General features: G+C 68.2%; 25 protein-coding genes. 16 read left to right on the top strand and 9 right to left on the bottom strand.

Annotated elements, in window-relative coordinates:
• Positions 1 to 59: 59 nt before the first annotated feature.
• On the top strand, positions 60 to 2,240 hold the full coding sequence (locus ABD808_RS14625) for an MMPL family transporter (protein ID WP_344896080.1): 2,181 nt from the start codon (positions 60 to 62) through the stop codon (positions 2,238 to 2,240).
• Here ABD808_RS14625 and ABD808_RS14630 read toward each other — a convergent pair.
• Positions 2,237 to 3,094, bottom strand: a complete 858-nt coding sequence (locus tag ABD808_RS14630) for an NADP-dependent oxidoreductase (protein ID WP_344896083.1) — start codon at positions 3,092 to 3,094, stop codon at positions 2,237 to 2,239. The genes ABD808_RS14625 and ABD808_RS14630 overlap by 4 nt on opposite strands.
• A gap of 233 nt (positions 3,095 to 3,327) precedes the next feature.
• Between ABD808_RS14630 and hsaA the strand changes: the two genes are divergently transcribed.
• A complete protein-coding gene (hsaA, locus tag ABD808_RS14635) occupies positions 3,328 to 4,494 on the top strand; it encodes a 3-hydroxy-9,10-secoandrosta-1,3,5(10)-triene-9,17-dione monooxygenase oxygenase subunit (RefSeq protein ID WP_344896087.1) in 1,167 nt (388 codons plus the stop codon).
• Between the two features lie 10 nt (positions 4,495 to 4,504).
• On the opposite strand, the gene ABD808_RS14640 is transcribed toward hsaA, so the two are convergent.
• Together ABD808_RS14640 and ABD808_RS14645 are read right to left on the bottom strand one after the other, a co-directional pair.
• Positions 4,505 to 5,401, bottom strand: a complete 897-nt coding sequence (locus tag ABD808_RS14640) for an alpha/beta hydrolase family protein (RefSeq protein ID WP_344896090.1) — start codon at positions 5,399 to 5,401, stop codon at positions 4,505 to 4,507.
• 65 nt (positions 5,402 to 5,466) lie between these two features.
• On the bottom strand, positions 5,467 to 5,907 hold the full coding sequence (locus tag ABD808_RS14645; protein WP_344896093.1) for an ATP-binding protein: 441 nt from the start codon (positions 5,905 to 5,907) through the stop codon (positions 5,467 to 5,469).
• A gap of 98 nt (positions 5,908 to 6,005) precedes the next feature.
• On the opposite strand from ABD808_RS14645, the gene ABD808_RS14650 reads away from it, so the two are divergent.
• Together ABD808_RS14650 and ABD808_RS14655 are read left to right on the top strand one after the other, a co-directional pair.
• Entirely contained in the window at positions 6,006 to 6,815 is an 810-nt protein-coding gene (locus ABD808_RS14650) for a helix-turn-helix domain-containing protein (RefSeq protein ID WP_344896096.1), read from the top strand.
• Positions 6,812 to 7,000, top strand: coding sequence for a DUF397 domain-containing protein (locus ABD808_RS14655; protein WP_344896099.1), 189 nt, complete (start codon positions 6,812 to 6,814; stop codon positions 6,998 to 7,000). The genes ABD808_RS14650 and ABD808_RS14655 overlap by 4 nt, the downstream gene beginning before the upstream one ends.
• 51 nt (positions 7,001 to 7,051) lie before the next feature.
• Here ABD808_RS14655 and ABD808_RS14660 read toward each other — a convergent pair whose 3' ends face one another.
• Positions 7,052 to 7,864, bottom strand: coding sequence for a methyltransferase domain-containing protein (locus ABD808_RS14660; protein WP_344896102.1), 813 nt, complete (start codon positions 7,862 to 7,864; stop codon positions 7,052 to 7,054).
• A gap of 315 nt (positions 7,865 to 8,179) precedes the next feature.
• On the opposite strand from ABD808_RS14660, the gene ABD808_RS14665 reads away from it, so the two are divergent.
• From ABD808_RS14665 to ABD808_RS14675, 3 genes are read left to right on the top strand one after another with little or no spacing between them, the layout of a single operon-like run.
• Positions 8,180 to 8,515 carry a hypothetical protein gene (locus tag ABD808_RS14665; protein WP_344896105.1) on the top strand — a complete coding sequence of 112 codons (336 nt, stop codon included), beginning with the start codon at positions 8,180 to 8,182 and terminating at the stop codon, positions 8,513 to 8,515.
• Positions 8,508 to 8,858, top strand: coding sequence for a PadR family transcriptional regulator (locus ABD808_RS14670; RefSeq protein WP_344896108.1), 351 nt, complete (start codon positions 8,508 to 8,510; stop codon positions 8,856 to 8,858). Before ABD808_RS14665 ends, ABD808_RS14670 begins: the two co-directional genes overlap by 8 nt.
• Positions 8,855 to 9,631 (top strand): hypothetical protein, encoded by a 777-nt coding sequence (locus ABD808_RS14675; protein WP_344896111.1) that lies wholly within the window; start codon positions 8,855 to 8,857, stop codon positions 9,629 to 9,631. The genes ABD808_RS14670 and ABD808_RS14675 overlap by 4 nt, the downstream gene beginning before the upstream one ends.
• 14 nt (positions 9,632 to 9,645) lie before the next feature.
• Here the strand turns inward: ABD808_RS14675 and ABD808_RS14680 are convergent, their stop codons facing one another.
• Positions 9,646 to 10,152: a GNAT family N-acetyltransferase gene (locus ABD808_RS14680; protein ID WP_344896114.1), complete on the bottom strand. Its 507-nt coding sequence runs from the start codon at positions 10,150 to 10,152 to the stop codon at positions 9,646 to 9,648.
• Positions 10,153 to 10,248: 96 nt separating this feature from the next.
• On the opposite strand from ABD808_RS14680, the gene ABD808_RS14685 reads away from it, so the two are divergent.
• A complete protein-coding gene (locus ABD808_RS14685) occupies positions 10,249 to 10,713 on the top strand; it encodes a DnaJ family domain-containing protein (RefSeq protein WP_344896117.1) in 465 nt (154 codons plus the stop codon).
• 1 nt (position 10,714) lies between these two features.
• On the opposite strand, the gene ABD808_RS14690 is transcribed toward ABD808_RS14685, so the two are convergent.
• Complete coding sequence (locus tag ABD808_RS14690) at positions 10,715 to 11,752, bottom strand: WD40/YVTN/BNR-like repeat-containing protein (protein WP_344896120.1); 1,038 nt, start codon at positions 11,750 to 11,752, stop codon at positions 10,715 to 10,717.
• A gap of 284 nt (positions 11,753 to 12,036) precedes the next feature.
• Here ABD808_RS14690 and ABD808_RS14695 point away from each other — a divergent pair, with 284 nt between their 5' ends.
• The 3 genes from ABD808_RS14695 (at position 12,037) to ABD808_RS14705 (ending at position 16,775) form a co-directional block, all read left to right on the top strand.
• Entirely contained in the window at positions 12,037 to 12,825 is a 789-nt protein-coding gene (locus tag ABD808_RS14695) for a GNAT family N-acetyltransferase (protein WP_344896123.1), read from the top strand.
• Between the two features lie 87 nt (positions 12,826 to 12,912).
• The gene (locus ABD808_RS14700) at positions 12,913 to 13,197 is read left to right on the top strand and encodes a hypothetical protein (protein WP_344896126.1); all 285 of its coding nucleotides are present in this window, start codon (positions 12,913 to 12,915) and stop codon (positions 13,195 to 13,197) included.
• A gap of 140 nt (positions 13,198 to 13,337) precedes the next feature.
• Entirely contained in the window at positions 13,338 to 16,775 is a 3,438-nt protein-coding gene (locus tag ABD808_RS14705; RefSeq protein WP_344896129.1) for an ATP-binding protein, read from the top strand.
• Positions 16,776 to 16,848: 73 nt separating this feature from the next.
• On the opposite strand, the gene ABD808_RS14710 is transcribed toward ABD808_RS14705, so the two are convergent.
• The gene (locus ABD808_RS14710; RefSeq protein WP_344896132.1) at positions 16,849 to 18,150 is read right to left on the bottom strand and encodes an aspartyl protease family protein; all 1,302 of its coding nucleotides are present in this window, start codon (positions 18,148 to 18,150) and stop codon (positions 16,849 to 16,851) included.
• A 236-nt stretch (positions 18,151 to 18,386) separates the two neighbouring features.
• Here ABD808_RS14710 and ABD808_RS14715 point away from each other — a divergent pair, with 236 nt between their 5' ends.
• Both ABD808_RS14715 and ABD808_RS14720 read left to right on the top strand, forming a co-directional pair.
• On the top strand, positions 18,387 to 19,175 hold the full coding sequence (locus ABD808_RS14715; RefSeq protein WP_344896135.1) for an SDR family oxidoreductase: 789 nt from the start codon (positions 18,387 to 18,389) through the stop codon (positions 19,173 to 19,175).
• Between the two features lie 306 nt (positions 19,176 to 19,481).
• Positions 19,482 to 20,111 carry a DUF4360 domain-containing protein gene (locus ABD808_RS14720; protein WP_344896138.1) on the top strand — a complete coding sequence of 210 codons (630 nt, stop codon included), beginning with the start codon at positions 19,482 to 19,484 and terminating at the stop codon, positions 20,109 to 20,111.
• Positions 20,112 to 20,115: 4 nt separating this feature from the next.
• On the opposite strand, the gene ABD808_RS14725 is transcribed toward ABD808_RS14720, so the two are convergent.
• On the bottom strand, positions 20,116 to 20,577 hold the full coding sequence (locus ABD808_RS14725; protein ID WP_344896141.1) for a pyridoxamine 5'-phosphate oxidase family protein: 462 nt from the start codon (positions 20,575 to 20,577) through the stop codon (positions 20,116 to 20,118).
• A gap of 424 nt (positions 20,578 to 21,001) precedes the next feature.
• Here ABD808_RS14725 and ABD808_RS14730 point away from each other — a divergent pair, with 424 nt between their 5' ends.
• The 3 genes from ABD808_RS14730 to ABD808_RS14740 all read left to right on the top strand — a co-directional run bounded on the left by ABD808_RS14730 (position 21,002) and on the right by ABD808_RS14740 (position 24,961).
• The gene (locus ABD808_RS14730) at positions 21,002 to 22,615 is read left to right on the top strand and encodes a carboxylesterase/lipase family protein (RefSeq protein WP_344896144.1); all 1,614 of its coding nucleotides are present in this window, start codon (positions 21,002 to 21,004) and stop codon (positions 22,613 to 22,615) included.
• A gap of 253 nt (positions 22,616 to 22,868) precedes the next feature.
• Positions 22,869 to 23,312, top strand: a complete 444-nt coding sequence (locus ABD808_RS14735) for a LytR/AlgR family response regulator transcription factor (protein ID WP_344896147.1) — start codon at positions 22,869 to 22,871, stop codon at positions 23,310 to 23,312.
• A 74-nt stretch (positions 23,313 to 23,386) separates the two neighbouring features.
• A complete protein-coding gene (locus tag ABD808_RS14740) occupies positions 23,387 to 24,961 on the top strand; it encodes an outer membrane protein assembly factor BamB family protein (protein ID WP_344896150.1) in 1,575 nt (524 codons plus the stop codon).
• 112 nt (positions 24,962 to 25,073) lie between these two features.
• On the opposite strand, the gene ABD808_RS14745 is transcribed toward ABD808_RS14740, so the two are convergent.
• Entirely contained in the window at positions 25,074 to 26,387 is a 1,314-nt protein-coding gene (locus tag ABD808_RS14745) for a phosphodiester glycosidase family protein (RefSeq protein WP_344896153.1), read from the bottom strand.
• Between the last annotated feature and the right edge of the window lie 72 nt (positions 26,388 to 26,459).

The following is a 26,459-nucleotide window of genomic DNA, read 5'->3' on the forward strand; positions in this document are numbered from 1 at the left end:
GGCCAGCTCATGGGCGGTGCCGAGGCCCTCGACATAGCGGGCCGCCAGCGCCGCCGCTCATGCGACGTCTCGGGCTGTTCGCTGTCCGGCGACGACGGTGGGTGCTCGGCACGGGTCTGCTCGTCCTGGTCGTCGTGGGCCTGCTCGGCTCGGGCGCCATGAGCGCCCTCACGCTGGCCCGCTTCGAATCGCCCGGCTCGGAGTCGGTGAGCGCGGACAGCGCGTTGGAGCACCGGCTCAAGGCGGGCAACCTGAACATGCTCCTGCTGGTGACGGCCGCCAAGGGCACCGTCGACGAGCCCGCGACCACCGCCGCCGGACAGGCGCTCACCCGCGAACTGGCCGCGCAGCCCGGGGTCGGCCAGGTCTCGTCCTACTGGACGCGCGGGAAGTCGCCGACCCTGCGCAGCGAGGACTCCCGCTCCGCGCTGGTGGTCGCGCACGTCGCCGGTGACGCCACGCAGGCCCGCGAACGTCTCGGCGACCTGTCTCCTCGCTTCACGCGCGACGCCAACGGGTTGAAGGTGCGGGTCGGCGGCCAGGAAGAGGTGTTCCGGCAGGTCGGCGAGCAGGCGCGCAAGGACTTCGGGCGCGCCGAAATCCTCATGCTTCCGATCGTGTTCGTGCTGCTGGTGTTCGCGTTCCGCGGGTTCCTGGCGGCCTTACTTCCCCTGGGCGTCGGCATCTTCGCGATGCTCGGCACCTTGGCCGCGCTGCGCGGCGTCACCGCGTTGACCGATGTCTCCACGTTCGCGGCCAACCTGACGTTGGTCATGGGGCTCGGCCTTGGGATCGACTACAGCTTGTTCATCGTCTCCCGTTTCCGGGAGGAGTTGGGGCGGGGGGCTAATCCGGACGATGCGGCGGTCAAGGCTGCTGAACACGCTGGGCGGACTGTTCTGTTCAGCGGGCTTACGGTCGCGGTTTCCTTGCTTGGGTTGTTGGCGTTCCCGTTCCCGTTTTTGCGGTCGTTCGCTTATGCGGGCTTCTTCGTCGTTCTGTTCGGCGTGATCGGCGCTGTGCTGCTCCTGCCTGCCGCGCTCGCCGGACTGGGCCCCCGCCTCGCCCGAGGCCGCCTTGCCACCCGGCGCCGCGACCCCGACCAGGGCGTATGGCACGGCGTCGCGCTTCGGGTGATGCGTCGTCCCGTCGTGATCGGGGGAGCGGTGGTCGTGCTGCTCCTGGTGCTCGGCTCGCCGCTGCTCGGGCTGAAGGCCGGTTTCCCGGACGACCGGGTTCTGCCCGACTCGGCGTCCAGCCGCCAGGTGCAGGAGCGCATCCGGAGTGGCTTCGCCGCTGAGGAGACCGACGCGCTTCGGATCGTCGTGCCGGACGGCACCGTCCCCGCCGAGGTCGAGCGCTATGCGGGCGCGCTGGCGCGGGTGCCGGGAGTGGCCCAGGTTGACGCGCCGTCCGGTTCCTTCGTGGACGGCCGCCGCGCTGCGGCCCCTGACGCCGCGCGCTTCTCGGCTGGGGCTTGGCTGTCGGTCGTGCCCGACCAGGACGTTCTGGAGAGCGACCCGTTCGGCCTGGTCGGTGACGTGCGCGGCGTCCCCGCCCCCGACGGGACGATGGTCGGCGGCTACCCGGCCGACCTCGCCGACTTCCGCACCGCGCTGATCGACCGGCTGCCCCTGGTCGTCGCGCTGATCCTCGTGGTGAGCTGCCTGCTGATCTTCCTGATGACGGGGAGTGTGCTGGTACCGCTGAAGGCGGCGGTTCTGAACGTTCTGAGTCTGTCGATGATGTTCGGGGCGCTCGTCTGGATCTTCCAGGACGGGCACCTCTCCGGCCCGCTCGGGTTCACCGCGACTGGAAGTCTTGAGCCCAGCATCCCGATCCTGATGTTCTGCGTCGCGTTCGGGCTGTCCATGGACTACGAGATCTTCATGGTGTCCCGGATCAAGGAGGAGTACGACCGGACCGGCGACAACGCCCTTTCCGTCGCCACCGGCCTCCAGCGCAGCGCCCCCTTGATCACCACGGCGGCCGCCATTCTCGCGGTGTCGTTCGCCTCGTACGCGCTGTCCGGGGTGGTGTTCCTCAAGATGCTCGGCATCGGCATGGCGCTGGCCGTTCTGGTGGACGCGACCCTGATCCGGGCGTTGCTCGTCCCGGCGTCCATGCGGCTCGCCGGGCGCGCGAACTGGTGGGCGCCCCGTCCTCTGCGTCGCTTCCAGGAACGACTGGCGCTCACCGAGTCCGCGCCCCCGGCGGAGCGAGAACGCGCGCAGGTCTAGGACTCGGACCCCACCGCGAGGACGACCTTGCCCCGCCCATGGCCGGTCGCCACCTCGCGGTGGGCGTCCGCGGCCCGCTCCAACGGGAACACCCCGCGCACGTGGATCTTCAGCCGCCCTTCGTCGAACAGCCGCGCCGCCTCGACGAGCCGGTCCGGCGACCGCTTGTGGGGCGTGATCCGCACTCCCAGCTCCGCCGCCCGCGCGTGCTCCACCATCGTGATGATTCGCGTCTTGTCCTTGACCAGCTTGATGGACACTTCCAAGGCCTCGCCGCCCGCACCGTCCAGGGCGGCGTCGACACCGTTCGGGGCGGCGTTCAAAATGCGTTCTTCGAGCCCGTCTCCGTAGACGACGGGGATGGCGCCGATCGACCGCAGATAGTCCTGGTTGGCCTCACTCGCCGTCCCGACGACGGTGGCCCCGGCGGCGCGGGCGAGCTGCACGGCGACCGTCCCGACCGCACCCGCCGCCGCGTGGACGAGGAAGGTGTCGCCCTTTCCGACCCTCATTTCCTCCAGCGCGATATGCGGAGTCTGGACGGCGGCCGGAAAACCACCCGCGACCTCCCACGGCATGCTCGCGGGCTTGGACGCGAGCATCGTCGCCGGAACGACAACGAACTCGGCATAGGCATTGAGGACGCAGTTGCCAATCACCTCGTCGCCCACCCCCACGCTGGTGACACCGCCACCGACCCGCTCCACCACGCCCGCGAACTCGTTACCCGGCACGCGGGGAAAGCTCTTCTGCACACCTGGGGGCATCCACCCGTCCCGAACGGCCAGATCGAACGGCTGCACTCCCGCCGTCCGAACCCGGACGAGCACGTCCCCGTCCCCAACCTCCGGCACAGGAACGTCCAGAACCCGGAGAACCTCAGGCCCCCCAACCTCAGTGAACCCCGCAACCCGCATGATCACCCCTCCAACTCCTAGTGGACAAAAAGGACGCTAAGACCTCAACCAAACCTGAGGTCAAATTCTCACTGGGGGGCGCCACCCAAACCCCCGGCCGCGCGGCACGGGTCTCCTCGTTTGTGGTGCGGGCCGGGGCGGGAGTGGGCTCGTCGATAAAGTCATTCCTCATGAGCAACGAGGTTCTGGCGGCTGTGCGCGGGTTGTTGCCGGGGATTGCTGAGCGGGCCCGGGGGGTGGACGAGAGCGGACGCATCCCCGTCGAGACGATCCGGGAGCTGACCGCTGCGGGCGTGTTTCGGATGCTTCAGCCCGCGCGGTACGGGGGTGCCGAGGGCGATCCCGTTACGTTCTACGAGACGATCCGGGCGATCTCCGGGGTCTGCGGTTCGACCGGGTGGGTCGCGGCTGTTTTTGGTGTTCATTCGTGGCATCTGGGGCTGTTCGCGGACGAAGTACATGGCGAGGTGTGGGGGACGGGGCCCGACACGTTGGTGGCGTCGTCCTATGCGCCGATCGGGCGGCTGACCCCCGTTGATGGGGGCTACGAGGTTTCAGGACGGTGGTCGTTCTCGTCTGGTTGTGCGTTCGCGTCTTGGGCGTTGCTGGGTGCGTTGGTCGTCGGGGCGGAGGGACGTCCCGTCGACTTCATGACGGTGTTGGTGCCTCGGGACGACTACGAGATCCGCCAGGTATGGGACTCGATGGGCCTGCGCGGTACCGCCAGCGACGACATCGTGGTCGAGCGGGCGTTCGTCCCGGCCCACCGCGCCCTGCGCAACTCCGAGCAGACGCAGCTGCGCACCCCCGGCCGCGAAGTCAACACAGGGCCGCTCTACCGGATTCCGTTCGGGACCGTGTTCACCAGCACGGTCGGCGCCAGCGTCATCGGTATGGCGGCGGGCTGCTACGACCTGTACCTCGCACGGATGCGCGACCGAACCCGGGTGAGCCTCGGCGGCGGACGCTTCGTGGACGACCCGTTCGCACAAGTCGCCGTCGCACGCGCGTCGTCCGAAATAGACGCGGCAATCCTGCAAACCGACCGAAACGTTCGAGAGGTCTACGAATACGCCGCCCGCGACGAGGAAATCCCGATGGAACTCCGGCTGCGCGTCCGCCGCGACCAGGTGCGTGGCACCGAACGGGCGATGCAGGCGATCGACCTGCTCTTCAAGACCGCTGGCGGCAACTCCCTACACCGTGGCAACGTCATCGAGCGGGCATGGCGGGACGCGCACGCGGGCAGCGTCCACGTCGCCAACGATGTCGAGTACGCCCTGTCCATGTACGGCCGTGGCGTCTTCGGCCTCAAGGTCGAGGACAACCTCGTCTAGGACGTTCGCGTTAGCAGGTCGGGTCAGGGATATGGCCGTTGCGAAGAGCCTGAGCAAAGGCCAACGACGTCTCGAACGAGGCGCCGACGCTGCCCCGATGATCTGCGCCGTCGTAGGTCCGATAGGTGACGTTCGGGTAGCGCTTGCACAAGTCACTAACGATGTTCTTGGTCGCCGCAGGGGTGACTGAGGTGTCGGCGGTGCCCTGCGCAACAAGCGTCGGGACCTTAAGCGTCAGTCCAAGCGCTTCCTGCGCATCGTAATAGCGCTCGAACTGAGCGAGGTCAGCACCCGCCCGGAACACGTTGTTCAGGGGAAGTTTCGCACTCAGCTCCTGAAGCTGGGCAAGGCAGGCGTTCGTCCGCCCGGCCTTCGCAATGGCTGCGGCCTCATCGGTCAAGATGTCCTCGGGGACGATGGACGGGTCGGCGGCGTAGGCCCCGTTGACCAGGACGAACAGGAACGGCAACGCCACCTCAGCGCCCGGGTACTGATTCTTGATGTAGAGAACGGTCTGACTCATGTTCGAGCCAGGCGCGATGGCCACAGCACCCCTCAACCGGACGTCCCGTGGCCACTGCCCAGCCGCCGCATACAGCGCGGCCTGCCCACCCTGACTGTGCCCCGCGACGAACCAGTCGCGCCCAATACGGCGATCGACCCCGCGAGCGGCTCGCACGATATCAAGCACGGTGTTCGCCTCGCTGGCGCCATTCATATACGGGTGCCCGCCGCGAGTGCCAAGACCCTCGTAATCCGTCTGCACGACGGCGTAGCCGTTGGCCACCCACTTGTTCAGATACGACTCAGTGATCGACAGATAGTCGTGCGCGGGCCCGTTCGCGGTGTCGGCGGACGGCGCGCACGCGTCGGCGGTCCCGGTCGTGCCGTGCGCCCAGCTCAGCACCGGCCACCCGCCACGCGGTGGCCTGCGGTCCCGGCACGTCCGCCATCGCAGGAGAAAGCGCTCCATCAGACCGCCACCTTCGCCCAGACCCATTTGCCGAACGGCTCGGTCCTGGTAACTCCGCACTCGACAGACAGGGCTTGGACGATCGGAAGTCCGAGCCCACCCGTCCCGCCATCGTCCAGGGCCCGCGCGTCGGGGACGACGTCGTCCAAGGTCATCTCCACGAGCGGCCGGATCACCGGCATAACGTCCGACGGGTCCCAGACGCCCACCACGACGGCCCCGCACTCCCGAACGAGCCGCACTCGGATCTCCCGGTCCGGCACGCTGCGCACCGCATTCGTGATCAATTCGCTGGCGACCAGATAAACGTCGTCCGCGTTCCGCGCCATCCCCCATTCCCTGAGCCGGAACTCCATGAGAGAGCGCATCATCCCCGGCGCAGTGGGCGCCGCCAGAAGCGACATATCCAGTTCGCCCGAATTAAGCGCATTGATCCCCACGATTCTCTCCTTTCTTGTCGCGTTTCCAGGGCCAGAGTGGCTTCGTCGTGTCACGCTGTGGGGTATTCGTTGACACGGTGTACACAGGAGATCGCGCAATGGCTCCCCTGCCAGGCCTCGACCCGAACACCTCGCTGTGGGCATGGCTGGCCTATGACCTGCGCTTCTACCGTGAAGCGCGAGGGCTGACGCAAACCGAGGTCGGAAAGATCGTCGGGGTTACGAAACAACAGGTCCACAACTGCGAAAGTGGCATCCGAAAGCCAAGCAAGAGCCAGGCCGAAATTCTGGACGCGGTCTGGGCCACCGGCGGCCACTTCTCGCGGCTGCGCAAGTACGCCGAGGAAGGACACGATCCGAACTGGTTCAGGGCGTTTGTCCTCTATGAGGCGCGAGCGCGCGTGATCAAGACCTACACCTCATGCGTCATCCACGGCCTGCTGCAAACCCCCGAGTACGCCAGAGCCCTGCTCGCCGCTGGCTACGTGGACGACGTTGACGCAGCTCTGACGGCGCGCATGTCGCGTCAGGAGATCCTTGCAAGGGAGCAACCCCCGCAGGTCTGGGCCCTCATCAACGAGAGCGCACTGGACCAGCCGGTCGGAGGTTCCAAGGTGATGCACCACCAACTGGCTCACCTGCTGGATATGAGCCACCAGCCCAATGTCGTGATGCGTGCAGTCCCGCGCCGGATTGGAGCCCATATGGGACTGGACGGCTCCTTCACGGTCATTTCCACCAAGAACGAGAGCGTCGCCTACCTGGAGGCGTTCGGCGGCGGCAGGCTGGCACAGGAGCCCACAGAGGTCGCCGAGTTTGCGGTACGGTTCGACCGAATCGGGGCAGATGCACTGTCTCGGAGCGACAGCAGGGCGCTCATTAAGCGGATCATGGAGGAAATGACATGAGCCTGGTATGGCGCAAGTCGAGCCGGAGCAACACTCAGGGCAACGAGTGCGTCGAGGTCGCCGATATGGGCGAAAGCGTCGGCCTGCGAGACAGCAAGAGTCCTGAGTCCGGCCACCTTGCCCTCACTCCAGAAGCCTTCGCTACTCTCCTCGCGCACGTGAAGCGTGACGAACTGCGCCCCTGACCCGCCGTCCTCCCGCATCGAGCCCCGGCTGTGGCCGGGGCTCTTTCGCGTTCAGGAGTCGATCGGGGATTCGGGTGTGTCGAGCCAGATCTGCTGTCCTTCGGCGGTGATGGTGATCCCGTAGCGAGTGCAGGTGGGCTTACCTGCGGCGATCCATTGTCGTTCGGTGTCGTGGATTACCGATTGCGGCAGCCGTTGGCTGCGGAGCGGCATGAATGATGATGGGCCGATGAACTCGCCGGTCGCGGTGCCATCGTGGTGGACGGTCAGTCGGCACAGCGGCCAGTCGGGGTGGAAGGTGGGTGCCCAGGGCACCACGATCAGGCCGCCCGGCCTGGTCTGGCGAATCCACTCATAGGGGATCTGGCGGGCTGCGGCGGTCACGATCACGCGGTCGTAGGGGGCGTTGGGCGAATGCCCGGAGGTTCCATCGGCGACCACGAGTTGTACCTGGTAGCCGCCCTTGGCGAGGGCGGCGCGGGCATGCGCGGCGATCGTGGGGTCGACTTCCACTGACGTGACGTTCCCGGGTCCGGCAAGGGTGGACAGCACGGCGGCGTTGTATCCGGTGCCGGTGCCGATCTCCAGAACGCGCATACCGGGATGGACGTCGAGCGCGTTGATCATGTCGGCCATGATCTCGGGGGAGCTGCCGGACGAGGTGGGCCACGTCCCCTTGTCGGTGGCACCGTCGTCCACCTGGGTGATCACGGCCTCGTCGTACGCGTCGACGATGCGTTGCCACTCATGCGGGTGATCCTGGCGGGTAATCGGGACCGCCCAGCCGTCCTCCCGCCGAATCCATATCGTGTCCGGGACGAATGCCTCCCGGGGGACGGCGCGGCAAACATCGTCCGGGGTCACCCCTGTTCCCCAGTGCCGTTGCACCCCGTGCAGTTGACCTTCTGTTACTTGTCCCTACCGTTCGTCCCGCTGACGAACTGTAACGCGAACGTCGTTGTCTGTGATCGGCCGTCGAACATGGAGCGCTCGATGAGTGCGGGTCACTCACCAAGGTTGGCGGCGTGTCCTGCCGCGCGGCTTGCGATCCCGGCCACGCCATCCGCCGTGCTCCCCAGGCTGACAGGTCGGGTGCGGGTTGCTGCCTTGTCTACGAGCTATGTAGAGTACGACCATCGTACGGCGGCAGCTGGAACACGGGCCGAGGGAGAACGGGCCGTGGTGGTGCACGTGAGCAGCCGGGGCAGGGGGTGCGTGATGTGCGCTGGTGACGGCCAGGGGCAGCGGCGGGGGGTGTTCATTCCCGCCGAGGCGCTGGTGTTGGTGGTGATCGTGGTGGTCGGGGTGATGACGGCCACCCTGGCGGCGCTGTTCCCGGCGGTCGGGCTGCCGGTGGGGGTGGGCGCTGCGGTGATCGGGCTGCTGTACGGGATCTACCACAACACCTGGCATCGCAACGTCTCGCCGCTGGACCAAGGCCCGTCACCCGTCGTCTCGCCGGGTGACGCGCCCCGACCGGGGTTGATCAACGAGGGAGGTGAGAACCGTGGCTAAGGGCCCGCGCATGACGCTGCAAACGCAGATGGTGCTACGCCAAGCGCTGCTGGAACCGGGGCGCGAGTGGTACGGGCTGGAGATGGTGCAGGCCACCGGGCTGCCGTCGGGGACGATTTATCCGATCATCACCCGCTTGGAGCAGTGCGGCTGGATCGCCTCCCGCTGGGAGGACCCGTCCGAGCACGAGGCCGCAGGACGACCGCGCCGCCGCTACTACCAGCTCACCCAGGACGGCACCGAGGCCGCCCGCCTCGCACTGGCCAAGGCACACCAGAGCCGCACCGCCGCGCCCATCCCATGGGGCAGCCTGCACCCCCGAACCCCAGGAGCCACCTCATGACTCCCGCAGAAGAACGAAGCGTGCGGCAGGCATTGACCGCTTTCGCCAACGCTGTTATTCCAGCGGCAATGGCAGCCCACGCGGCGGCGAGCGTGTGCGGCGGGGCGAATGCGGCGAATGCGGCGCGCGCGGCGGTGAGCCTGGCAGTGCGCGTGAAGGGTGTGGCGAGCCCAGCAGTGGACGTAGCGAACGCAGTGGCGGACGCAGTACAGGCGGCGGACGCGGCGGCAGAAGCGGCGGACGCGGCGGCGAACGTGACGGAAGCGACGGCGAACGTGGCAGAGGCGACGTATGCGGCGACGCGCGCGGCGCGCGCGATGGTGGCCGCAGCGCGCGCGGCGGCAGGTGCGGCGGCTGCGATGGCCAGGGCAGTGCGCGCACTATACGAGGTAGTGCGCGCATCCTGCGAGGCGAGCCATGTGCACAGAGTGAGGCTGGTGGAGAGGCTGTTTGGGGCCCGGCGGACGGTGGTGGCGGCGTTGGGGTTCTGCGAGCGGATCTTCGCCCAAATGCAGCCGGCACCGGCTGCTGCCGATGGGGTTGGAGGCCGCGAGCTTCGGAGGCTGGGGCGGGTGCCTCGGCGGTTGGTGGCGGTGGCGGCGGCGACGCTTCCGGCTGGCGATCGGGTGCGGTTCGGGGAGGAGTGGACGGGGATGTTGGCCGAGTTGCCCACCCGTCGGGAGCGGGCGCGGCAGCTGTGCTCCCTGCTGCGGGGAGCCCCGAGGCAGTGTTGGGTGCTACGTCGTCCCGAGCCCGGCCAACGCCGCATCTGACCGCGTCGTTCGGGCTACGTGGGGCGGGGTTGGCCGTAGACGTGGACTGTGTGGCCTCTGTATTCGGTGTCGTGTAGGTGGTGGTGGCCTATGCGTTCCGCTACGGCTATGGAGCGGGTGTTGCGGGGGAGGATTAGGGAGATGACCTCGTCTGCCGCCAGGTCGGTGAAGCAGTAGTTGAGGGCGGCGCGGGCTGCTTCGGAGGCGTAGCCCTTTCCCCAGTGGTGGCGGGAGAGGCACCAGCCGAGGCCCAGGCCGGGGAAGCCGTGTGGTCGCCAGGGGCCCGCGCGTCCTACGAAGCTGCCTGTTGTTTTCTCGATCAGTGCCCAGTGGGAGTAGCCGCGGATCTCTCGGTGGCCTATGAAGGTGGCGAGGCTGCGCCAGGCGTCTATCTCGTTGGTGATCGCGCCGTCTGCCAGGCCGGAGGTCACGTCCGGGTCGGACATCATTGCGGCGTAGTCGTCGAAGTCATCGCCGGTCAGGGGGCGCAGGACGAGTCGTTCTGTTTCCATCACCGTCATGGTTACGAGTGTGCCGCCGGGTGGGGTTGTGGTGTTGGGTCGTGGGGCGCTCTCGCCGGTGGGGAGGTGAGGGGAGGTGAATGGGACAATGGGGGTGTGACTGAGCGAAAGCCTGCCGGGCTCAGCTTTGAGTCTTGGATTGACGGGCAGATCCACGAGGCGGAGGCGCGGGGCGAGTTCGATGACTTGCCGGGCTCGGGTAAGCCGCTGCCTGATGCTTACAAGCCGTTGGACGAGAACTGGTGGATCAAGCAGAAGCTGGCCAGTGAGGGTCTGACCGCGATGGTCCATCCGACGCTGGCGCTGAGGAAAGAGATCGAGGACGCTCTGGACGCGGTGGCCGGGCTTCCGTCCGCGCGGAGTGTGCGTCAGCTGTTGGAGCCGATCAACGAGAAGATCGTCGCCAATCTGCGGGTGCCGCCGCCGGGCCCTCCGCTTGGGTACCGGCCGATTGACGTGGATGATGCCGTGGCGGCTTGGCGGAGGGCCCATGAGAGGCACGACGAGCGGCCGTCGGTGGTGCCTGGTGGGCGGAGGCGTTGGTGGCGGCGTCGCGGATGACCTAGCTACTGATGGGGACGGGTGTCCAGGTTGCGCCTGCGTCGTGGGTGGTTAGCAGGGTGCCTTCTCCCGTCCATCCGGCGGCTGGGGCGTGGATGAGGAAGCCGTCTTGGTTTGTGGTGAACAGCAGGTTGTTCCAGCCGCTTCCGCCGTCTGCTTCGTCTAGGACGGTGTTCCAGGTTGCGTTGGCGGTGTTTCGGTAGAGCCAGCTTCCGGATGAGACGGAGGCGACGGCGAGGGTGCTGCCTGACGGGGTGGCGGCGAGGGTTGATTGGATGCCCAGGCGGGGTGTGATCCCGGCGTCCGTGGTTGTTTTGGCTGTGTCAGTGGAGCGGAAGACGTGTTTGGTGGCCTTTGAGAAACCGGCGTCGCCTACGCAGAGGAGGGCTACCCGTTTGTGTGGCATCGGGGCGATGTCCACCAGGGCCTCTGCGCCTTGTTTGTCGCAGGGGGACGGGCGGGTCGACCAGCGGCGTCCGTTCGTGCTCGCGAAGAGCGTGTCGGGGTCTCCCGCTGTTCCAGGGACGAGGATGTAGCCGGTGCGGTTGTGTAGGGCGATGACTACGCCTTCGGCGGGTTTGGTGGGGAGGTTCACCGGGACGCGGTGCCATTTGCCGTGGTTCACGTTGGCGCGCCATACGGAGTTGGGCTTCTCGCACTCGTAGGGTGGGACGCCCACCGCGCATGGGGAGACTGCGGCGTAGACGACTCCCGCGTCGGTGGCCAGGGAGATCACGCGCTGGCCGTCGCCGGGTAGGGACGCCTTTCGCCAGCTGTGGCCGCCGTTGGACGTGGAGTAGAAGTCCGGGCCGAAAGCCCAGCCGTGGTGGGCGTCGGCGAAGCGGATTTCCGTGATTCCCGCTTCTCCGGGTGGGGCTAGGGGCGCGGGCGGCGCGGCGACGGCTGACCAGGTGCCGCCGCCGTCGTGGCTGGTTACGACCGTGGTGCACTCGCCTGTTGAGCAGGGGGCGGTGCCGAGTACCCAACCGTGGGTGGGTGAGGTCCAGGTGGTGGACTGCGCGCGGAAGCCGGAGGGCACCGGGTCTGCTCGTCCTGATCCCTGTATGCCGGTTGCGGCGGACGCGGCCGTGCTGGTCAGGCCGAAAAGAGCCAGTGCTGTGGCGCCGGTGACAGCGCGGCGTGTCCAATTGTGTGAAGCGCGCATGGTTACCCTCCCGTATTTGAGTGTCCAAAATGTGGGGTTGCCCGCGCCGGAAGGACGAAACGCGCGAGCCGTGGCACATTCCGGACACGTGCGTATCTATTCGGTCCAGGGTTGTCGGAGGACTGGTGAAACAGCTCCGGCTCTAGCACGATGTTTCCATGGCGTTCCCCGAGGGGCAGAAACCGGACGAATCGGTCGGTCAAGGCGGTAACGGTGAGTTCGAGTTCGTCGAGGTGGCGGACGTTGATGACGACGTGTTCGACCGTCTCTACCGTGACGTGCTCCAGCAGGCGTTTCCGCCGAGCGAGTTGGGCAATCTGGAAACACTCAAGGCCGAGTACCGTCCGCCACCGCCCGGGAACGCCGGAACCGTCGCGCTGGACGGAGGCGAACCCGTCGGAGCGGCGCTGGGAGAGTATTCGACCGTCAGCGGCGTGATGCTTCTGAGCTATCTGGCCGTCCGTGGGGACATGCGCGGCCGGGGCCTCGGCACCAAACTGCTCGGGCGGGCGCTGCCACTGTGGCGAAAGACGTTCGGGCCCGTCGCGACCCTGGCCGAAGTCGAGGATCCGCGTTGTCACCGGGCGGGCCCTCATGGCGATCCGGTCGCCCGGCTGCGGCTGTACGACCGGATTGGCGCCAGAATGCTGCCGCTGGCCTATCTTCAGCCTGCCCTGAACGTCGGGCTTCCCCGGGTGCGCGGCATGCTGCTGATCTGTCTCGACCCCGAACTCGACGCGGTGCCGCGAGGTGCGCTGCTGGCTTTCCTGGACGAGTACGTGATCTTCTGCGAGGGCGAGAAGGCCCTGCGAAACGAGCCGGAGTTTCGGGCCCAGCGCGACCGGATCCTGGCGCTGCCGGAGGACGTTCCGTTGTGGTCGCTGTCGCGTGTGGCGGAGGTTCCGCGCACCGAATTCGAGACCGTGCTGCCCCATTCCGAGGGCTGACGAACACGGTGGCCCATATCGGCCTTTGCTCCATTTTACGGAGAGTCGACTGCGTCTGATCTTGTTTTGTGGTCGATGATGAATGGCATGACACGTCGTGCGTTGACAGGGGTCGGGGCCGTCGTCGCGGTGATGGCGCTCGTGGGATTGGGCGCCTACTTCGCGGCGGTCGGCCTTGATGACGCGGACAAGCTCGCCAGCGTGCTCGGGGTGTTCGTCGCCTTGGCCGGTCTGGCGGTCGCCGTGTACGGGCTGGTCACCTCCTCCTCCGGCTCCACCGGCGGGAACACGACCAACGTCCGGATGACGGGCACGGCGAAAGGTCACGGGCGGGTGTTCATGGCGGGCGGGGATCAGACCAACAACGAATAGGCGTCTGCCCGCCGACTCTGTAGCTCCCACGGGGGTCGACCCATGCCCGAAAGGTGTCGAGGAGAGGCGGTGCTAACAGCGTGCGGTGGTCCATTACCCATATTCTCAGGCGCCGGGGGCGAGGCGGAAAGCGTCGGCCGGTGGGCGCCGCCGAAACCAACGAGAGCAGGGTCCGGCTGACAGCCCGGACGTCGGGGCACAGCCAGGCGTTCCTGGCCGGTCGTGACCAGACGATCTATTACTACGAGGCCGGAGCGACCCGGTGGAGCTTCGCGCTCAGGGAACTCTCCGCCGACGACCGGGTTCCGGATTTCGTCGGCCGTCGTGAGGAAACCGACCAGTTACTGCGCCTGCTCGATCCTGGTGGCCTGCGGGCGGGTGCTGGGCCTATAGAACTGTCGGCCGGGCCGTTCGGGATCGGCCGGAGCGCGTTGGCTCTCCATGTGGCGGGGGAGGCGGTCAGGCGCGGGTGGTATCGGGCGCTGTATGTCGGGTTACCGGCGCCGGATGGTGCGTCTAACCGGATCCAGGTGGAGGACATTCTCCCGCTGCTGCTGGAGACCGTTCACTCGACTGAACGCCCGGCTAACGACGTCCGGGCCGGTTATCACCGGGCGATGGGCGAGTTGGCCGCTCGGGGGGAGCGGGTCCTGCTCCTCGTGGACGACGCCACCGATGCCGACCTTGATTTGCTGGAGGCGTTGGTGACGGGCGGGCCTCATCGACTGCTCGTCACGTCTCGCAGCCGGTTGGGACGGCTCCGGGATGTTTCCACTGTTTCCATAGGGGCGCTGACCGACGATGACGCGGTCGAGTTCCTGCACCGTCTGCTGGCCCGGGATGGCAGGGGCGGCGCTTCCCGTGACGAGTTGCTGCGGCTGGCGTGGCTGTGTGAAGGACGGCCCGAGGCGTTGCGCCGGGCCGCCGCCTATCTGGGCGACAAGCCGGAATCGTCCGTCGACGGGCTGGTTCAGGTGATGGCGGAGGAGTACGACGCCCTCCGGGACGGCTCGTCGGGTGCCGACCCGTCGGTGCGGGCGATCGTCGAGCTCGTCGGGTCCGGTTGGGGGCTGCCGCCGGAGGACGAGAGCGTGGCGGAGGGATGGCGGCTGGCGGGACGGCGCGCGATGCTCGGCTGGGTCAGGGCCGACCAGCGGGCCGGACGCGCCGCCGGGTGGGACATCGTCGCCCGACCCGGCAGCGGCAGGAGCACGTTGTTGCAGGTCATGGGCGAGATGCTCGCCGGTGCCGGGGTGAGTCTGGTGTTCATCTCCGCGAACTGGGGTGCCGAGGCCTACGATCGTCGCCGCTCCTCCTCGGACGATCCCCTGGTCGTCGAACTGGCGCGCGTCGAGTTCTGTTGCGAGACCGTCCAGCGGATCGCCGACGACCTGGACGACGACCAGCCCCAGAAGGCCGTGCTGATCGACCAGGTCCGGGGCACCAGGCGCGAGGTCGAGAAACTCTTGGGGGAGCGTCCCTCGTCCCAACCGGATCTCGACATCAAGGACGCCCTGCTCCCCATGGGCGAGACCCCGCTGCTCCTGGACCCGCGGCTGAGCCTCTGGTACGCGGAGCGGGTTCGGCGGACGTTGCGCGACACCGCCGTCCGAGTCGCCGACGCCCTCGGGGAGTTGACAGCCGCCGCCCATGGCGACCGGCGCCTCACCGTCCTCGTCGACAACGTCCACCAGATCACCGATCCCGTCTGCCGCGAGTGGCTGGTGGAGATCCTGTCTCGGCGGACGCACAGCCTCGTCATCACGACCCGGCGGCCGGGGCCGGAGCCGGGCTGGCCCGGAGCGACGACCCACCAGCTGCGGAACCTCACGGCGGCGGAGGTCGCCGAGTGTTTCCGAGCGCATCTCGGCGACGACGTGATCAGCGCCGAACTGTGCGCGCGGGTCGCGGCCCGCACGGAGGGCAGCCCCCAGGCCGTCGCGCTGATCTGCACCGCCCTCGCCGGACGGGGCGACCAGTCGCTGGACGGCGTCCTCGCCGAGCTGAACGCGGCGGCGATCGGCGCACCGATCATCCAGCGGGTCTGCCTGGTCGCCCGGAAACTCACGGCGGACAAATGCCAGGACCTGGTGGGAAAGACAGAGGCGGCGCTCCCGTTCTTCGACTATCTGACCGTGATGAACAATATCGACGGTCCGCTGCTCACCGCCGTCCTCGCGAAATACGACGTGGACGAGGAGAAGGCCGCCGAGTTGATGAGCTGGTTGGAGGACGAGCGGCAGCGCAGCTTCATCGGCGGATATGACGACGACGAGCAGGAGGGTCTCCGGATCCACGAGGCGATCCGCGACCAGCGGCGCCGCGAGATCCCCGCCGAGCGCCTCCGCGCCATCCATCTGCATCTGCAAGCCGTGTACCGGGCGAAAGTCGAGGAGTTCGACCCGGATATCAGCGAGGAAGACCTGCACACCGCGTACGGAGCCTGGCCACGATACGAACTCCCCGGATATCGGCGGCTGTTGCGCGAATGGGTCTACCACGCCGTTCGCGGCCAGGGGCAGGCGCTGGACCGGGAGACGACCCTCGGCATCACAAGAGTCTTTCTCGAAGCGTTCTGGTGGTGGGGATGTTATGTCCGCTTCCCACTCTGTGACGAACTGCTGCGCGTTCTCGACGAGGTCGTCGGCGACCGCACGGACGCCGACAAGGAACGGCTCACCGTCCTCGTCCGCTTCTACCTGAACTACACGCGAGGCTGGCGGCAGGACGAGGCCGATCCGGAGCGCTGGGACGAGGTCGCCGGGGCCATCCGCGACATCCGGCGCCGCGCTGGCCTGGACAAACGAGCCCCCCGACCCCAGGACGAGGGCGCCACGGTGCTCGACGTCCTCACCCTCGTCTTCAGGGCGCACGCGCACCGGTTCCGGCGACCGGGCGGCGATCCCGTCGCGGCGGACGGCTGCTACGCGCGGGCCCAGGAATCGGTGCGGCGGCACGTCGCCGTGGTCGAAGACTCTCCTCACGCCTGGTACGAGGCATGGGTGGTGTACGAGCGCGCCGACCTGAGGAGCGAGTTCGGCGACATCGAACGCGCCACCGAATTCCTTACCGAGCTGGACGGAATCGCGGAGAATGACCCGGACATGGACCTGATCGACCGGGACCTCATGTGCCGGGTCGCCCGTCTGCACGGCGACGTCCTGTACGCCAGGGGCGACTACGGCGAGGCCATCGACCTTTATGCGCGGGCCGTCATGCTCGCCTACACCTACCACATCTGGCAGGAAACAGACCAACAGTCAGCGAACCACTACAGCCGCGAACTGCACAGGGAGAACGCGACCCGAGCCTCCGCCGCGCTCACCCGCATCCGTGACCTGGACCCACGGCAATGGGAAAAGGGAATGCGGCGAGCGTGGGAGTTCTTCGCACCCTACCGGCGAGCGGCCGGAATCAACGAGGACGAGCCGTCCATCGACACGCTCTTCCCGCCGCCGCCATCCGACACCGACCTCGAACAGCTCCACAACCCGTACATCGAACGAGTCAGCAAGGTCACCGAAGAGCTACGCGACGCGCTGACAGATTGGCGAAGTTTCCAGGGACACCAAGCGTGACCGCGCACCCGCGTTCAGTGTTCCCCGTGAGGGTCGATGAGTTCGGCCGTGGACGCCTGTGCGTTCGCGGTGATCAGGTTGCTTTGCCTCGGGCGATGTAGAGGTGCATGTCGGTGAAGTCGAGAGTGATGTTGTAGGGCTTGTGGAAGCAGTGGAAGAAGGCGGTCGGAATGTCGAATCCGAAGGGGGCGAGCGTGGCGTTGGGGTTCGTCTCGCAGTAGACCTCCCTGGCGACGGCGTCGCCTAGCCGGATCTCCTTCGGATAGCAGGGGTAGGTGACGGCTGGATGGCTTTGCGCGAATGTGCCGATCGGGCGGTCATAGTCAGTGCGGATCCGCAACCGCTCGGCCGTTTCCCCGACCATGACCGCGGCGCTTTCGCCGCCCTTTCCGCCGAGGTTCACACCCACCACCCGTGAGCCGGAACCGGCGATGCTGCCCCTGCTGTGCACATATTGCTCACGGGCCAGCCACAACGGCAGGGGCTTGGCACCCATCCGCGCGGCGGCGGCGCGTGCCGACCTGGAAGTCTCGGGGGAGCGGCGGCGCAGGATCAGCGAGCGGCCCGCATAGTCGAAGGTGGTCAGCAGGTGGTAGAAGACCCACGTGCCGATCATGCCGTCGCTGTCGGTGTCGACATCCTCGCCCGACTCCGTCGACGACCAGCCCACGGGGACGTTGCGCAGTTCGATGTCGCCCAGTTTGAACGAGTCCAACACCCCGTAGTACGCCCAGATCGCGCCGCCCTCGTACTCGATCTTCTGGCTGGCGACGGGACTCAGCCCGGCCTCCTTGGCGACCGATGCGCGCATGCCCAGATTCGGTGCGCCGGTGTAGAACGTGAAGCGCTTCGGCGGCCCGCCGTTGACCGAGGCCTCCACCAGCGGCATCGGATCCATCTGCTGGAACGGCAGCCGCGCGATGTCGCCACGGACCTGATACCCCTCACCCTGGACCGCCGCGAACCATTTGGCGTAGGCCTCCTCGCCGATCGCCCGCCAGTGCGGCGCGGACAGAGAGAACTTGTCCTGCCGGAGGTAGCAGTCAGCCAGGAAGTAGTTGGTGTCCTTGTCGTCGGGAGCCAGGTGGAGGGCCATCCTGAGGTACTTTTCGGCGTCGGGAAACTTGTTGGCCAGTAGCGCGACATAGCCACGCCGCTGGGCGGCATGCAGGTTCGTGGGGTCCTTCCGCAGGATCTCCTCGTAAGCGCGGCCGGCCTGCTCGAACCTCCCCGCCTTGAACAGCGCGTCCGCGTCACCGCCCTCGGCTCGCGCCCTGGGCGCCCTGCCCAGCAACGGCGTGCTCACGACGGCCCCCGCCATCACCGTGGCACCCCGCAACAGCGAACGCCGATCCCATCCTCCGGCGTCGACCATGATCTTCTCCCCCTCGCGCTAACGCTCCACCCGCGACTGTCCAGCCAGGCGTCAGGCTCCCGGCCCGGACCGGCGCGGCCCACGCCCCCACCGAAGACCGACGAGCGTTGCGGTGGCGTATGCGATTTCCCATACGCCCGCGATACATCCACCCCCGGCAGGCGCGGGATGTCACGTTTCGGACGTGCCGTGAGTCCTATAGATAGGAGGACGAAACAGACCTGTCGGAGGGGATCATGGCTACGTCGATGCTGGTCACCGGGGGTACCGGGACGATCGGGAGTCAGGTCGTTCCGCTGCTGCGGGACGCGGGTCGTGAGGTTCGGGTGCTCAGCCGTCGTCAGCACGAGCCGGGCGGCGGTGTCGAGTACGCGGTCGGTGACGTGCTCAAGGACGAGGGACTTGACGCCGCGCTGGACGGGATCGAGACCCTCGTGCACCTGGCGGGAGGCGTCCGGGGTGACGATGTGGCGACCCGGAACCTGGTGCGGGCCGCGTCGCGCGGGGGTGTGCGGCATCTGGTGCTGATCTCGGTGACCGGGGCGGACAGGATGCCGCAGCGTTTCCTTCGGACCCAGCTCAAGGCGGAACAGGCCGTCGCGGCCTCGGGAGTGCCGTGGACGACGCTGCGCGCCGCCCAGTTCCACGACTTCGCCCTGAAGCTGATCCGGATGATGGCGAAGCCGCCGATCGTCCCGGTCGGGAAGGATCTTCGTCTTCAGCCGGTCGACCCCCGGGACGTCGCGGAGCGACTGGTGGAGCTGGCGCTCGGTGAACCCGCCGGGCTGGTCCCCGACATGGCCGGGCCCAAGGTGTACGTGTTGCCGGAGCTTGTGCGGGGGTACCTGGAGGCGTCCGGTAAGCGCCGTGTCCTTCTGCCTTTCCGGGTGCCGGGGAAGGCTGGTCGTGCCTACCGCGACGGCGACAACCTGCCGCGTGAGGGTGCCGTCCTGGGTACGCGGACCTGGGAGGAGTTCCTGGCCGAGAAGTTCCCCCGCAAGGAGACCGCCGCCCACACCGCATAACGTTTATGCCCAAACGATTGCGGCCACGGGCTGCCCCTTTCTTGTGGGCCGCATTAATTGACGCCGGTTCGGTGGCCCCCACTCCGACCAGGCGTTTACAGGGGCGGCGGGCGGGATGGAACGGTGCGTGTGAATCTCGTGGCCGATTTTCGAGGCTCGATGATCTACGTACTGACGCGTCGTCCGAGGAGCGTTGAAATTTCGTTGATTGACTCCCTCTAAAGGTCCAGTTAGCATCCGTGGCGATGATCGGCTGATGCCAATTAATGATGCCTTGAGAATCAGTTTTCACGAAGAGGGATTCTTATGTTCAAGGGGATCGCAGTTTCCGGTGCGGCGCTCGCTCTGGCCGCGGGATCCGTCACTCCCGCCGCCGCGGCAGCTCTCGACGGGCCCTCGGGGGTCAAGATCGAGGTCGCGTCGTCCAATGGCTCCGGATGCCCGAAGGGCACGGCCAAGGCGAACCTGTCGTCGGACGCCGAGGCGTTCTCGGTCTCGTACAGCGACTACACGGCCCAGGTGGGCGGCTCGGCGAAGCCGGCGGACGCCCGCAAGAACTGCCGGATCAGCCTTCAGGTGCTCGTTCCCGCCGACTACACCTACGCGATCTCGTCGGTGGACTATCGGACCCACGTCAGTCTCCAGGCCGGTGCGAAGGGCTCCGAGAGGGCCGAGTACTACTTCCAGGGCGACACGGAGACCGGCCACGGGACGCACGACATGACCGGCCCCGTCGAGGACAACTGGCAGTTCAGCGACGTGGTGCCGAAGGACCAGCTCAAGTGGAAGCCGTGCGGTCAGGAACGGAACTTCAACATCAACTCGGAACTGCGGGTCGACAAGGGAACGTCGGACGCGGCCAAGGTCAGCCTCATCTCCATGAGCCCCGGGATCGGCTCCCCGATCGTCTACCACCTCGCCTGGCAGAAGTGCTGACCGGCTACGGGACGAGCCAGTGACCGTCACGCATCAGGTCGCGGCCGGGGAGCTCGTCGGCCTCGCGCCACGCCTGGATCCGGTCCGGGCGGACGCGGTAGTAGCTGTACGGGGTCGCGAGGTCGCGCGGCTCGAACTCGGCGCGGGCCGCGAAGGTGTCGCCCAGGTCGGACGGGATGTCGGACGCCGCGATGATCTCCACGACCGTGCCCTCCACCAGCACGACGTCGCGGGTGGGGCCGATGCCGACACGGACCCTGCCGCTGTCTCGCAGGTTCCGGCCGGTGGGGCTGCCGGTCGGGGTCGCGACCAGGATGTCGCGGCCGTCCCAGTAGAACGACAGCGGCACCATGTGGGGTGCTCCGCCGCCCGTGCCCGCCGTGGCGAACCAGGCGTCGACGTCGCGGTCCAGCCGGTCGAGCGTGTCCTGCTTGCGTTCGTGCGGTGGACGGGGCGGCGCGGTCATGGAACGTTCTCCTTCGCGGAAACGATAGTGGACCATGGTGTCACGACGGCCGGAACACCCGCATTATGGCGATCCCGAGCGAGCCCGCGCGATCCGTTCTTTCTAACAATTGTTAGGTAGGCGCGCCGCCCCTTCCGAGTGACCGGATCCTGACCGTTCGTGGGGGCCGTCCGGCGGTGGCGCGGTACCGCTTGTCGAGTGGTCGGCACCGCTCATCGTGGACGTCGCGAATCCTTCTGTCATGTCGGCTTATGCCCGACTTATCGTCCAGCCGCCGGGGGGACGGGACGGCGGACGTCGCATCGCGTTCGCCGCGTGCCCGTCGAACTGTTGTCGACGGCGAAGGACGCCGACCATGAGAATGCCGAGATTGACAGGCGCGAAAGATCCGGACGGAACTGAGTCCGGAATGCGCACGCCGCGAATGAGAAGCAGGAGATGGATTGTCCCGGCGGTCGCCGCGACGGCGATCGCGTTCACTCCGGCGATCACCGCCGCCCAGGCCGACGGAGCGCTCGGCAAGGAGGCGTGCGCGTCGGGAACGACCGTCCAGACGGACAAGGGCTCGGTGTGCGGGCTCGTCGCCGACGGTGTGCGGTCGTGGCTGGGCATCCCGTACGCGGCCCCGCCCTTGAAGGAGTTGCGCTGGGCGCCGCCGCAGGCCGCCAAGCCTTGGACGACCACGTTGGAGGCCACCACGGCACCGACGTCCTGTCCGCAGCCGCAGGGCCTTGGACCGGGTTCCACCAACGAGGACTGCCTGCACGTCAGCGTCACGGCCCCGGAGAAGACCGACGGGAAGCCGCTGCCGGTGATGGTCGAGCTGCACGGCGGCGGGTTCCGCTTCGGCGCGCCGTCCGACGGCAAGCACCTCGTCAAGGAGGGCGGGGTCATCAACGTCGGTGTCTACTACCGGCTCAACATCTTCGGGTACATGGCGCACAAGTCGCTCGGGACGACCTCGGGCAACTACGCGCTCCGCGACCAGCAGGCCGCGCTGAGCTGGGTGCAGGCCAACATCGCGAAGTTCGGCGGCGACCCGAAGAACGTGACGATCTACGGCGCGTCCGCCGGTGGGTCGAGCGTGTGCGCGAACACCGCCTCGCCGACGGCGAAGGGGCTGTTCCAGAAGGGCATCCCGCAGAGCGGCGAGTACAACTCGATCCGCGGCGTCGACGTGCAGTGGCAGGCGCAGGACTGCGCGGCCAAGCTGCCGACGCTGGCGGAGGCGCAGGAGCAGGGTGAGCGGTTCGCCAAGGCCGTGGGCTGCGGCGGCGTCGCCGACCAGGCCGCCTGCCTGCGCGCGGTGCCGGTCGACAAGCTGCTCCAGCAGACCGGCCGGGGCACCGGTCAGGACGTCGGCACGCAGGCCCCGATCGTGGACGGCGTCGTGCTGCCCCTGTCGCCCGCCCAGGCGTTCCAGGAGGGCAAGGTCAACGACGTCACGCTCATGCACGGCGTCGACCGCGACGAGACGCAGCTCCCGTCCGCGAACACCCCGGAACAGTACCGGGCCAATATTCAACAGCAATATGGGGACATCGCCGACGAGGTCATGAAGCTGTATCCGCTGGAGCGCTTCCCGGACCCCGCGGCCTTCATCGCCTATCGGACGATCGTCGCCGACTCCAACTCCGTCTGCCGCGCACTCATCACCGATCAGCGGCTGGCCAAGCACATCAAGCTGTTCGCCTACCAGACGGACAACTTCGACGCGCCGCCGATGTTCTTCCTCGACAAAACGAAGCCCAACGGCGCGTACCACATCAGTGAGAGCGTCTTCCTCAGTCCGTTCGGCGACACCGGGGACCTGACGCCCAACCAGGTGTCGTTCGGCAAGCAGCTCACCTCGCAGTGGACGGGATTCGCCCGCACCGGCGACCCGACCGTGCCCGGCACCCCGCTCTGGACGCCGTTCACCGACGCCGACCAGGGTGTCATGTCGCTGGTCCCGGCCGGAGACAGCGAGATGACCAGGGAGATCGGAAGGCAGCACCACTGCGACTTCTGGAAGAAGTACATGCCCTTCACCAAGTGATCGGCTTAACCCCGTAATCGGCTGAACGAACACTTCATTGACCAGGTGGATTGACGTGGAATGCCGCGAATTGTGCCAGACGTGCCAGATTTCGGCTCGGCCTCTTGAAAGCAACCGGCCGCGCCGATTCCATGGCCGCATGCGTGCCACAGCGGTTCATTCCCGTCCGGCCCCATTCCAGGGCCGAACGCCCCCGCCTGTTCGGACACAGCCGCAAGGAAAACCGTCCCGCCCGACCGAGGATGAGGAACGCGTGGTGGTCGTGGTCGTCGTCAAGACGGCCGACGCCGACGAACTCATCCCGGTCGGGCTCGGACGCGCCGTGCATTTCGTCCGGCGCTCGGACATCCGGTACGCCGAGGCCCACGGCGACTACGCGCGCCTGTACACGCCGGGCGGCAGCCACCTCGTCCGGGTCTCGCTGGCGGCGCTGGAGGAGGCGTGGCGCGACGCCGGGTTCGTCCGCATCCACCGGTCCCACCTGGTCTCGCTCGCGCACATCGACGAGATGGTCGTCGAGTCGGGGCGGTGCACGCTCCGGGTCGGCGGCACGCGCCTGACGGTCAGCCGGCGCAACACGGGCGCGCTCCGTGACCGGCTGCTCAGGGGAGCCCTGCCGGGGGGCTCCCGAGGCGTGGCCCGGCGCCCACGCGGCTCCCGCAACCCCCGCGGCTCCAGGAGCTCCCGCGGCTCCTGAGCCACCGCGGCCCCAGGAGCTCCCCACGGTCCTGAGGCCCTAGCACGAAGGGAACACCCGAAACAATGCGTCCCATGAGACGGGCGGCCGCCCTGGCCGCCGCCGCTTGCCTGCTGGTGAGCGCAGCCGTCGCCTCCGGACCGGCAGCGTCCGGCCAGGCACCGGCCGACGACTGGCCGACCTGGACGAAGGACCTGGTCGGCAGCCGCTACGCCGCCGGGGAGACCCAGATCACGCCGGAGAACGTCAACGGCCTCAAGCTCAAGTGGGCCTGGCGCTACCCGAGCCAGACGGGCGCCCCGCACAGCCAGCCCGCCGTCATCGGCGACACCGTCTACTTCGGCGGGTCGGACGGGAAGTACCGCGCCGCCGACGCCAAGACCGGCAAGCTCAAGTGGGAGTTCGACCTGTCCTCGGTCGGCTCCGGCTTCACCCAGGTCCGGGACGGCGCCTCCGTCTCCGACGGCAAGGTCTTCTTCGGCGACACCCGCGGCTACCTGTACGCCGTCGACCAGGCCAGCGGGAAGCTCGCCTGGGCCGAGCAGATCGAGCCCTTCCCCAGCGCGACGCTGACCAGCTCGCCGATCGTGTACGAGGGCCGCGTCTACGTCGGCGTGTCCAGCGGCGAGAACATGCAGGGCCAGAATTACCCCTGCTGCAAGTTCCGGGGTCACGTCGACGCCCGCGACATCAAGACCGGCAAGCTTGACTGGCGCTACTACACCGTCCCCGAGCCGCAGCAGGACGGCACCTGGCCGAACGGCGTGCCGCGCTATGGCCCGTCCGGGGCCGGAGTGTGGAGCTCGCCCGTCATCGACCCGACCACGAAGACGCTCTACGTGGGCACCGGGCAGAACTACAGCGGGAGCGGCGGGCACTACGACTCCGTCCTCGCGCTGAACGCCGCCACCGGCGAGGAGCGCTGGACGCGCAAGATGACCGACGTCGACACCTGGCGGCGGCTCTGCACCAGCAAGTCCCCCGAGGACCAGAAGTTCTGCCCCAACCTCGGTGACGGCACCGCGCTCGACTACGACCTCGGCGCCACCCCGAACGTGTTCACCGCGGGCGGACGCCGCCTCGTCGGCGTCGGGCAGAAGCTCGGCGTGTACCACGTCCTCGACGCCGCCACCGGCGAGATCGTCTGGCAGCGGCAGTTCTCCAAGCCCATGCCGGGTGGCGGCCTCAGCGGCATCCAGTGGGGCACGAGCTACGACGGCAAGAACCTCTACATCGCCACCTACATGGGCAACCCGGGCACGCTGTACGCGGTCGACCCCGCCACCGGACACGTCAACTGGGAGACCGCGAACCCGGCGGACGGCTGCACGACCGGCGGCGCGGCCAAGTACCCGAACGTCTGCCGGCTCGGCCACCCGCCGGCGGTGACGACCTCGCCCGGCATCGTCTGGGAGGGCAGCCTGGACGGCAAGTTCCGGGCGTACTCGTCCGAGACGGGCAAGGTGCTCTGGGCGTTCGACACCATCACCGACATCCCGGCCGTCAACGGCGGGACCGGACAGGGCAGCGCCCTCGCCGGTGGCGGCGGCGCCGTCGTCGCCAACGGGATGGTCTACGTCCTGACCGGCGACACGTTCGTCAACTACCCGAACACCAAGGGGCAGGTCATGCTGGCCTTCGGCCACTAGCCCCCGGACGTTCCCTCGCTTCGGCCGCGAGTCTCGGGCGGTCGAACACGCGGGCGGGGACGATGTCGTCGGCATCGTCCCCGCCCGCGCCCCTGTGTCCGGGGCCCTTCGGTCAGGAGGCGTCTTCGTCGTTGGCGAAGACGCCGATGCCGTTGGCGACGGCGCGTTCGCGGCCGTCGGAGGGGGAGTTGCGCACGACCATCTTCCCGCCGCTGCGCGTGACGAACGCGGACGAGCCGCCGCCGTCCAGGTTGACGGCGCCGTCCGCGCCCGCCTTGTCCATGAGCGACGCCAGTTCGGCGACGGTCAGGCCCGCGCTTCGCTCCGACCGGCCGTCCGCCACGGCCAGAAGCAGTTGGCGGCCGTTGCCGCTCACCCCGGCCGCCGTTCGGGGGGCCGGGCCTCGCGGGTCCAGGCCGTCGAGCGGCTCGCCGTCGCGCAGGATCGGGAAGCCGCCGATGGCGAAGCGGAAGTCTCGCGGGCTTGTGAAGCCGTAGGCGATGCGCACGCGGTCGCCGGGGCGTAGGGCGCTGAGCGCGTCCGCGCCTTTCTCTCGTCCGACCAGCACTGTCGTGTCGTTGGGGATGGTGCCCTCGCCCACCTCGCGGGTCACTTTCGCGACGACGCCTTTCTTGACCGTCACCTCGGTGGTGTCGGTGGTGCACGGGTCGCTGCGGGTCTCGTCGGTGCCGCACACGGCTCGGTGGCGTGACACGCCGCCCCATTCGCCGGTGAACGCGCCGACGCCGCCGACCGGGAGCGCGTACTGGTTGAGGCCGCGCAAGGTGATGCGGGTGCCGTCGGACTGGACGGTCCCCGTCAGGCGTAGTCGCCCGAGGTGTCCTCGGTTGTCGGTGCCGACTCCTATGACGTCCTCGGCGGATCTGCCGGGCGGTAGTGCCGGGCCGAAGCGTTGGCCGTTCGGCACCGCGCCTTTCAGCGGGTGGCCGTCGTCTATCTCGGGGCCGGACGACGATCCAGTCGGCGTGACGCCGGGATGCGTCTCGGTGACGTTGAAGAAGTCGCCGTTGATCCCGGCGAGCGCCTTCTGCGCCTTCGCCATGGCCGAGACGGTCCGGCGGGCCGCGACGTCCGGCGGGTGCAGCAGGCCCACGGTGACACCCGGGCTCGCCAGGTCCACGGTGAGCAGGTCGCCGCGCACCGTGCCGCCGGTGCCGGTCGTGCTGAACGTTCTGAACACGACGCCGGGCGCGAGACGGCTCGTCGACGTGAACCGCAGCTTCCCGATCGTGCCGGACGGCGCCAGCGCGGTCGCCCGCGCGTCCGGCCGTTCGCCCGATCCGGCGCCGTCGACGTCCGGGGGGCGCGGCACGCCCGCCCGCGCCCCGACGGTCGACGACCCCGTCACCATCTCGGCCGCCACCATTCCGGCCGCGACCACCACGACCGTGAGCCTCCGCGCCATCGGCACCACCCTCTTCCGGCCGGACCCAGCACGATGATCATGACGCTCGGGAGGTGACGGCGCGGCGAGGCG

The sequence above is a fragment of the Actinomadura meridiana genome, from assembly GCF_039537545.1.
Taxonomy (GTDB): Bacteria; Actinomycetota; Actinomycetes; order Streptosporangiales; family Streptosporangiaceae; genus Spirillospora; species Spirillospora meridiana.

Coding starts and splice junctions, on each gene's coding strand:
- ABD808_RS14625 (WP_344896080.1), top strand. CDS start 60: ATGCGACGTCTCGGGCTGTTCGCTGTCCGGCGACGACGGTGGGTGCTC.
- hsaA (WP_344896087.1), top strand. CDS start 3,328: ATGAGCAACGAGGTTCTGGCGGCTGTGCGCGGGTTGTTGCCGGGGATT.
- ABD808_RS14650 (WP_344896096.1), top strand. CDS start 6,006: ATGGCTCCCCTGCCAGGCCTCGACCCGAACACCTCGCTGTGGGCATGG.
- ABD808_RS14655 (WP_344896099.1), top strand. CDS start 6,812: ATGAGCCTGGTATGGCGCAAGTCGAGCCGGAGCAACACTCAGGGCAAC.
- ABD808_RS14675 (WP_344896111.1), top strand. CDS start 8,855: ATGACTCCCGCAGAAGAACGAAGCGTGCGGCAGGCATTGACCGCTTTC.
- ABD808_RS14680 (WP_344896114.1), bottom strand. CDS start 10,152: ATGACGGTGATGGAAACAGAACGACTCGTCCTGCGCCCCCTGACCGGC.
- ABD808_RS14695 (WP_344896123.1), top strand. CDS start 12,037: ATGGCGTTCCCCGAGGGGCAGAAACCGGACGAATCGGTCGGTCAAGGC.
- ABD808_RS14700 (WP_344896126.1), top strand. CDS start 12,913: ATGACACGTCGTGCGTTGACAGGGGTCGGGGCCGTCGTCGCGGTGATG.
- ABD808_RS14710 (WP_344896132.1), bottom strand. CDS start 18,150: ATGGTCGACGCCGGAGGATGGGATCGGCGTTCGCTGTTGCGGGGTGCC.
- ABD808_RS14715 (WP_344896135.1), top strand. CDS start 18,387: ATGGCTACGTCGATGCTGGTCACCGGGGGTACCGGGACGATCGGGAGT.
- ABD808_RS14720 (WP_344896138.1), top strand. CDS start 19,482: ATGTTCAAGGGGATCGCAGTTTCCGGTGCGGCGCTCGCTCTGGCCGCG.
- ABD808_RS14725 (WP_344896141.1), bottom strand. CDS start 20,577: ATGACCGCGCCGCCCCGTCCACCGCACGAACGCAAGCAGGACACGCTC.
- ABD808_RS14730 (WP_344896144.1), top strand. CDS start 21,002: ATGAGAAGCAGGAGATGGATTGTCCCGGCGGTCGCCGCGACGGCGATC.
- ABD808_RS14740 (WP_344896150.1), top strand. CDS start 23,387: ATGAGACGGGCGGCCGCCCTGGCCGCCGCCGCTTGCCTGCTGGTGAGC.
- ABD808_RS14745 (WP_344896153.1), bottom strand. CDS start 26,387: ATGGCGCGGAGGCTCACGGTCGTGGTGGTCGCGGCCGGAATGGTGGCG.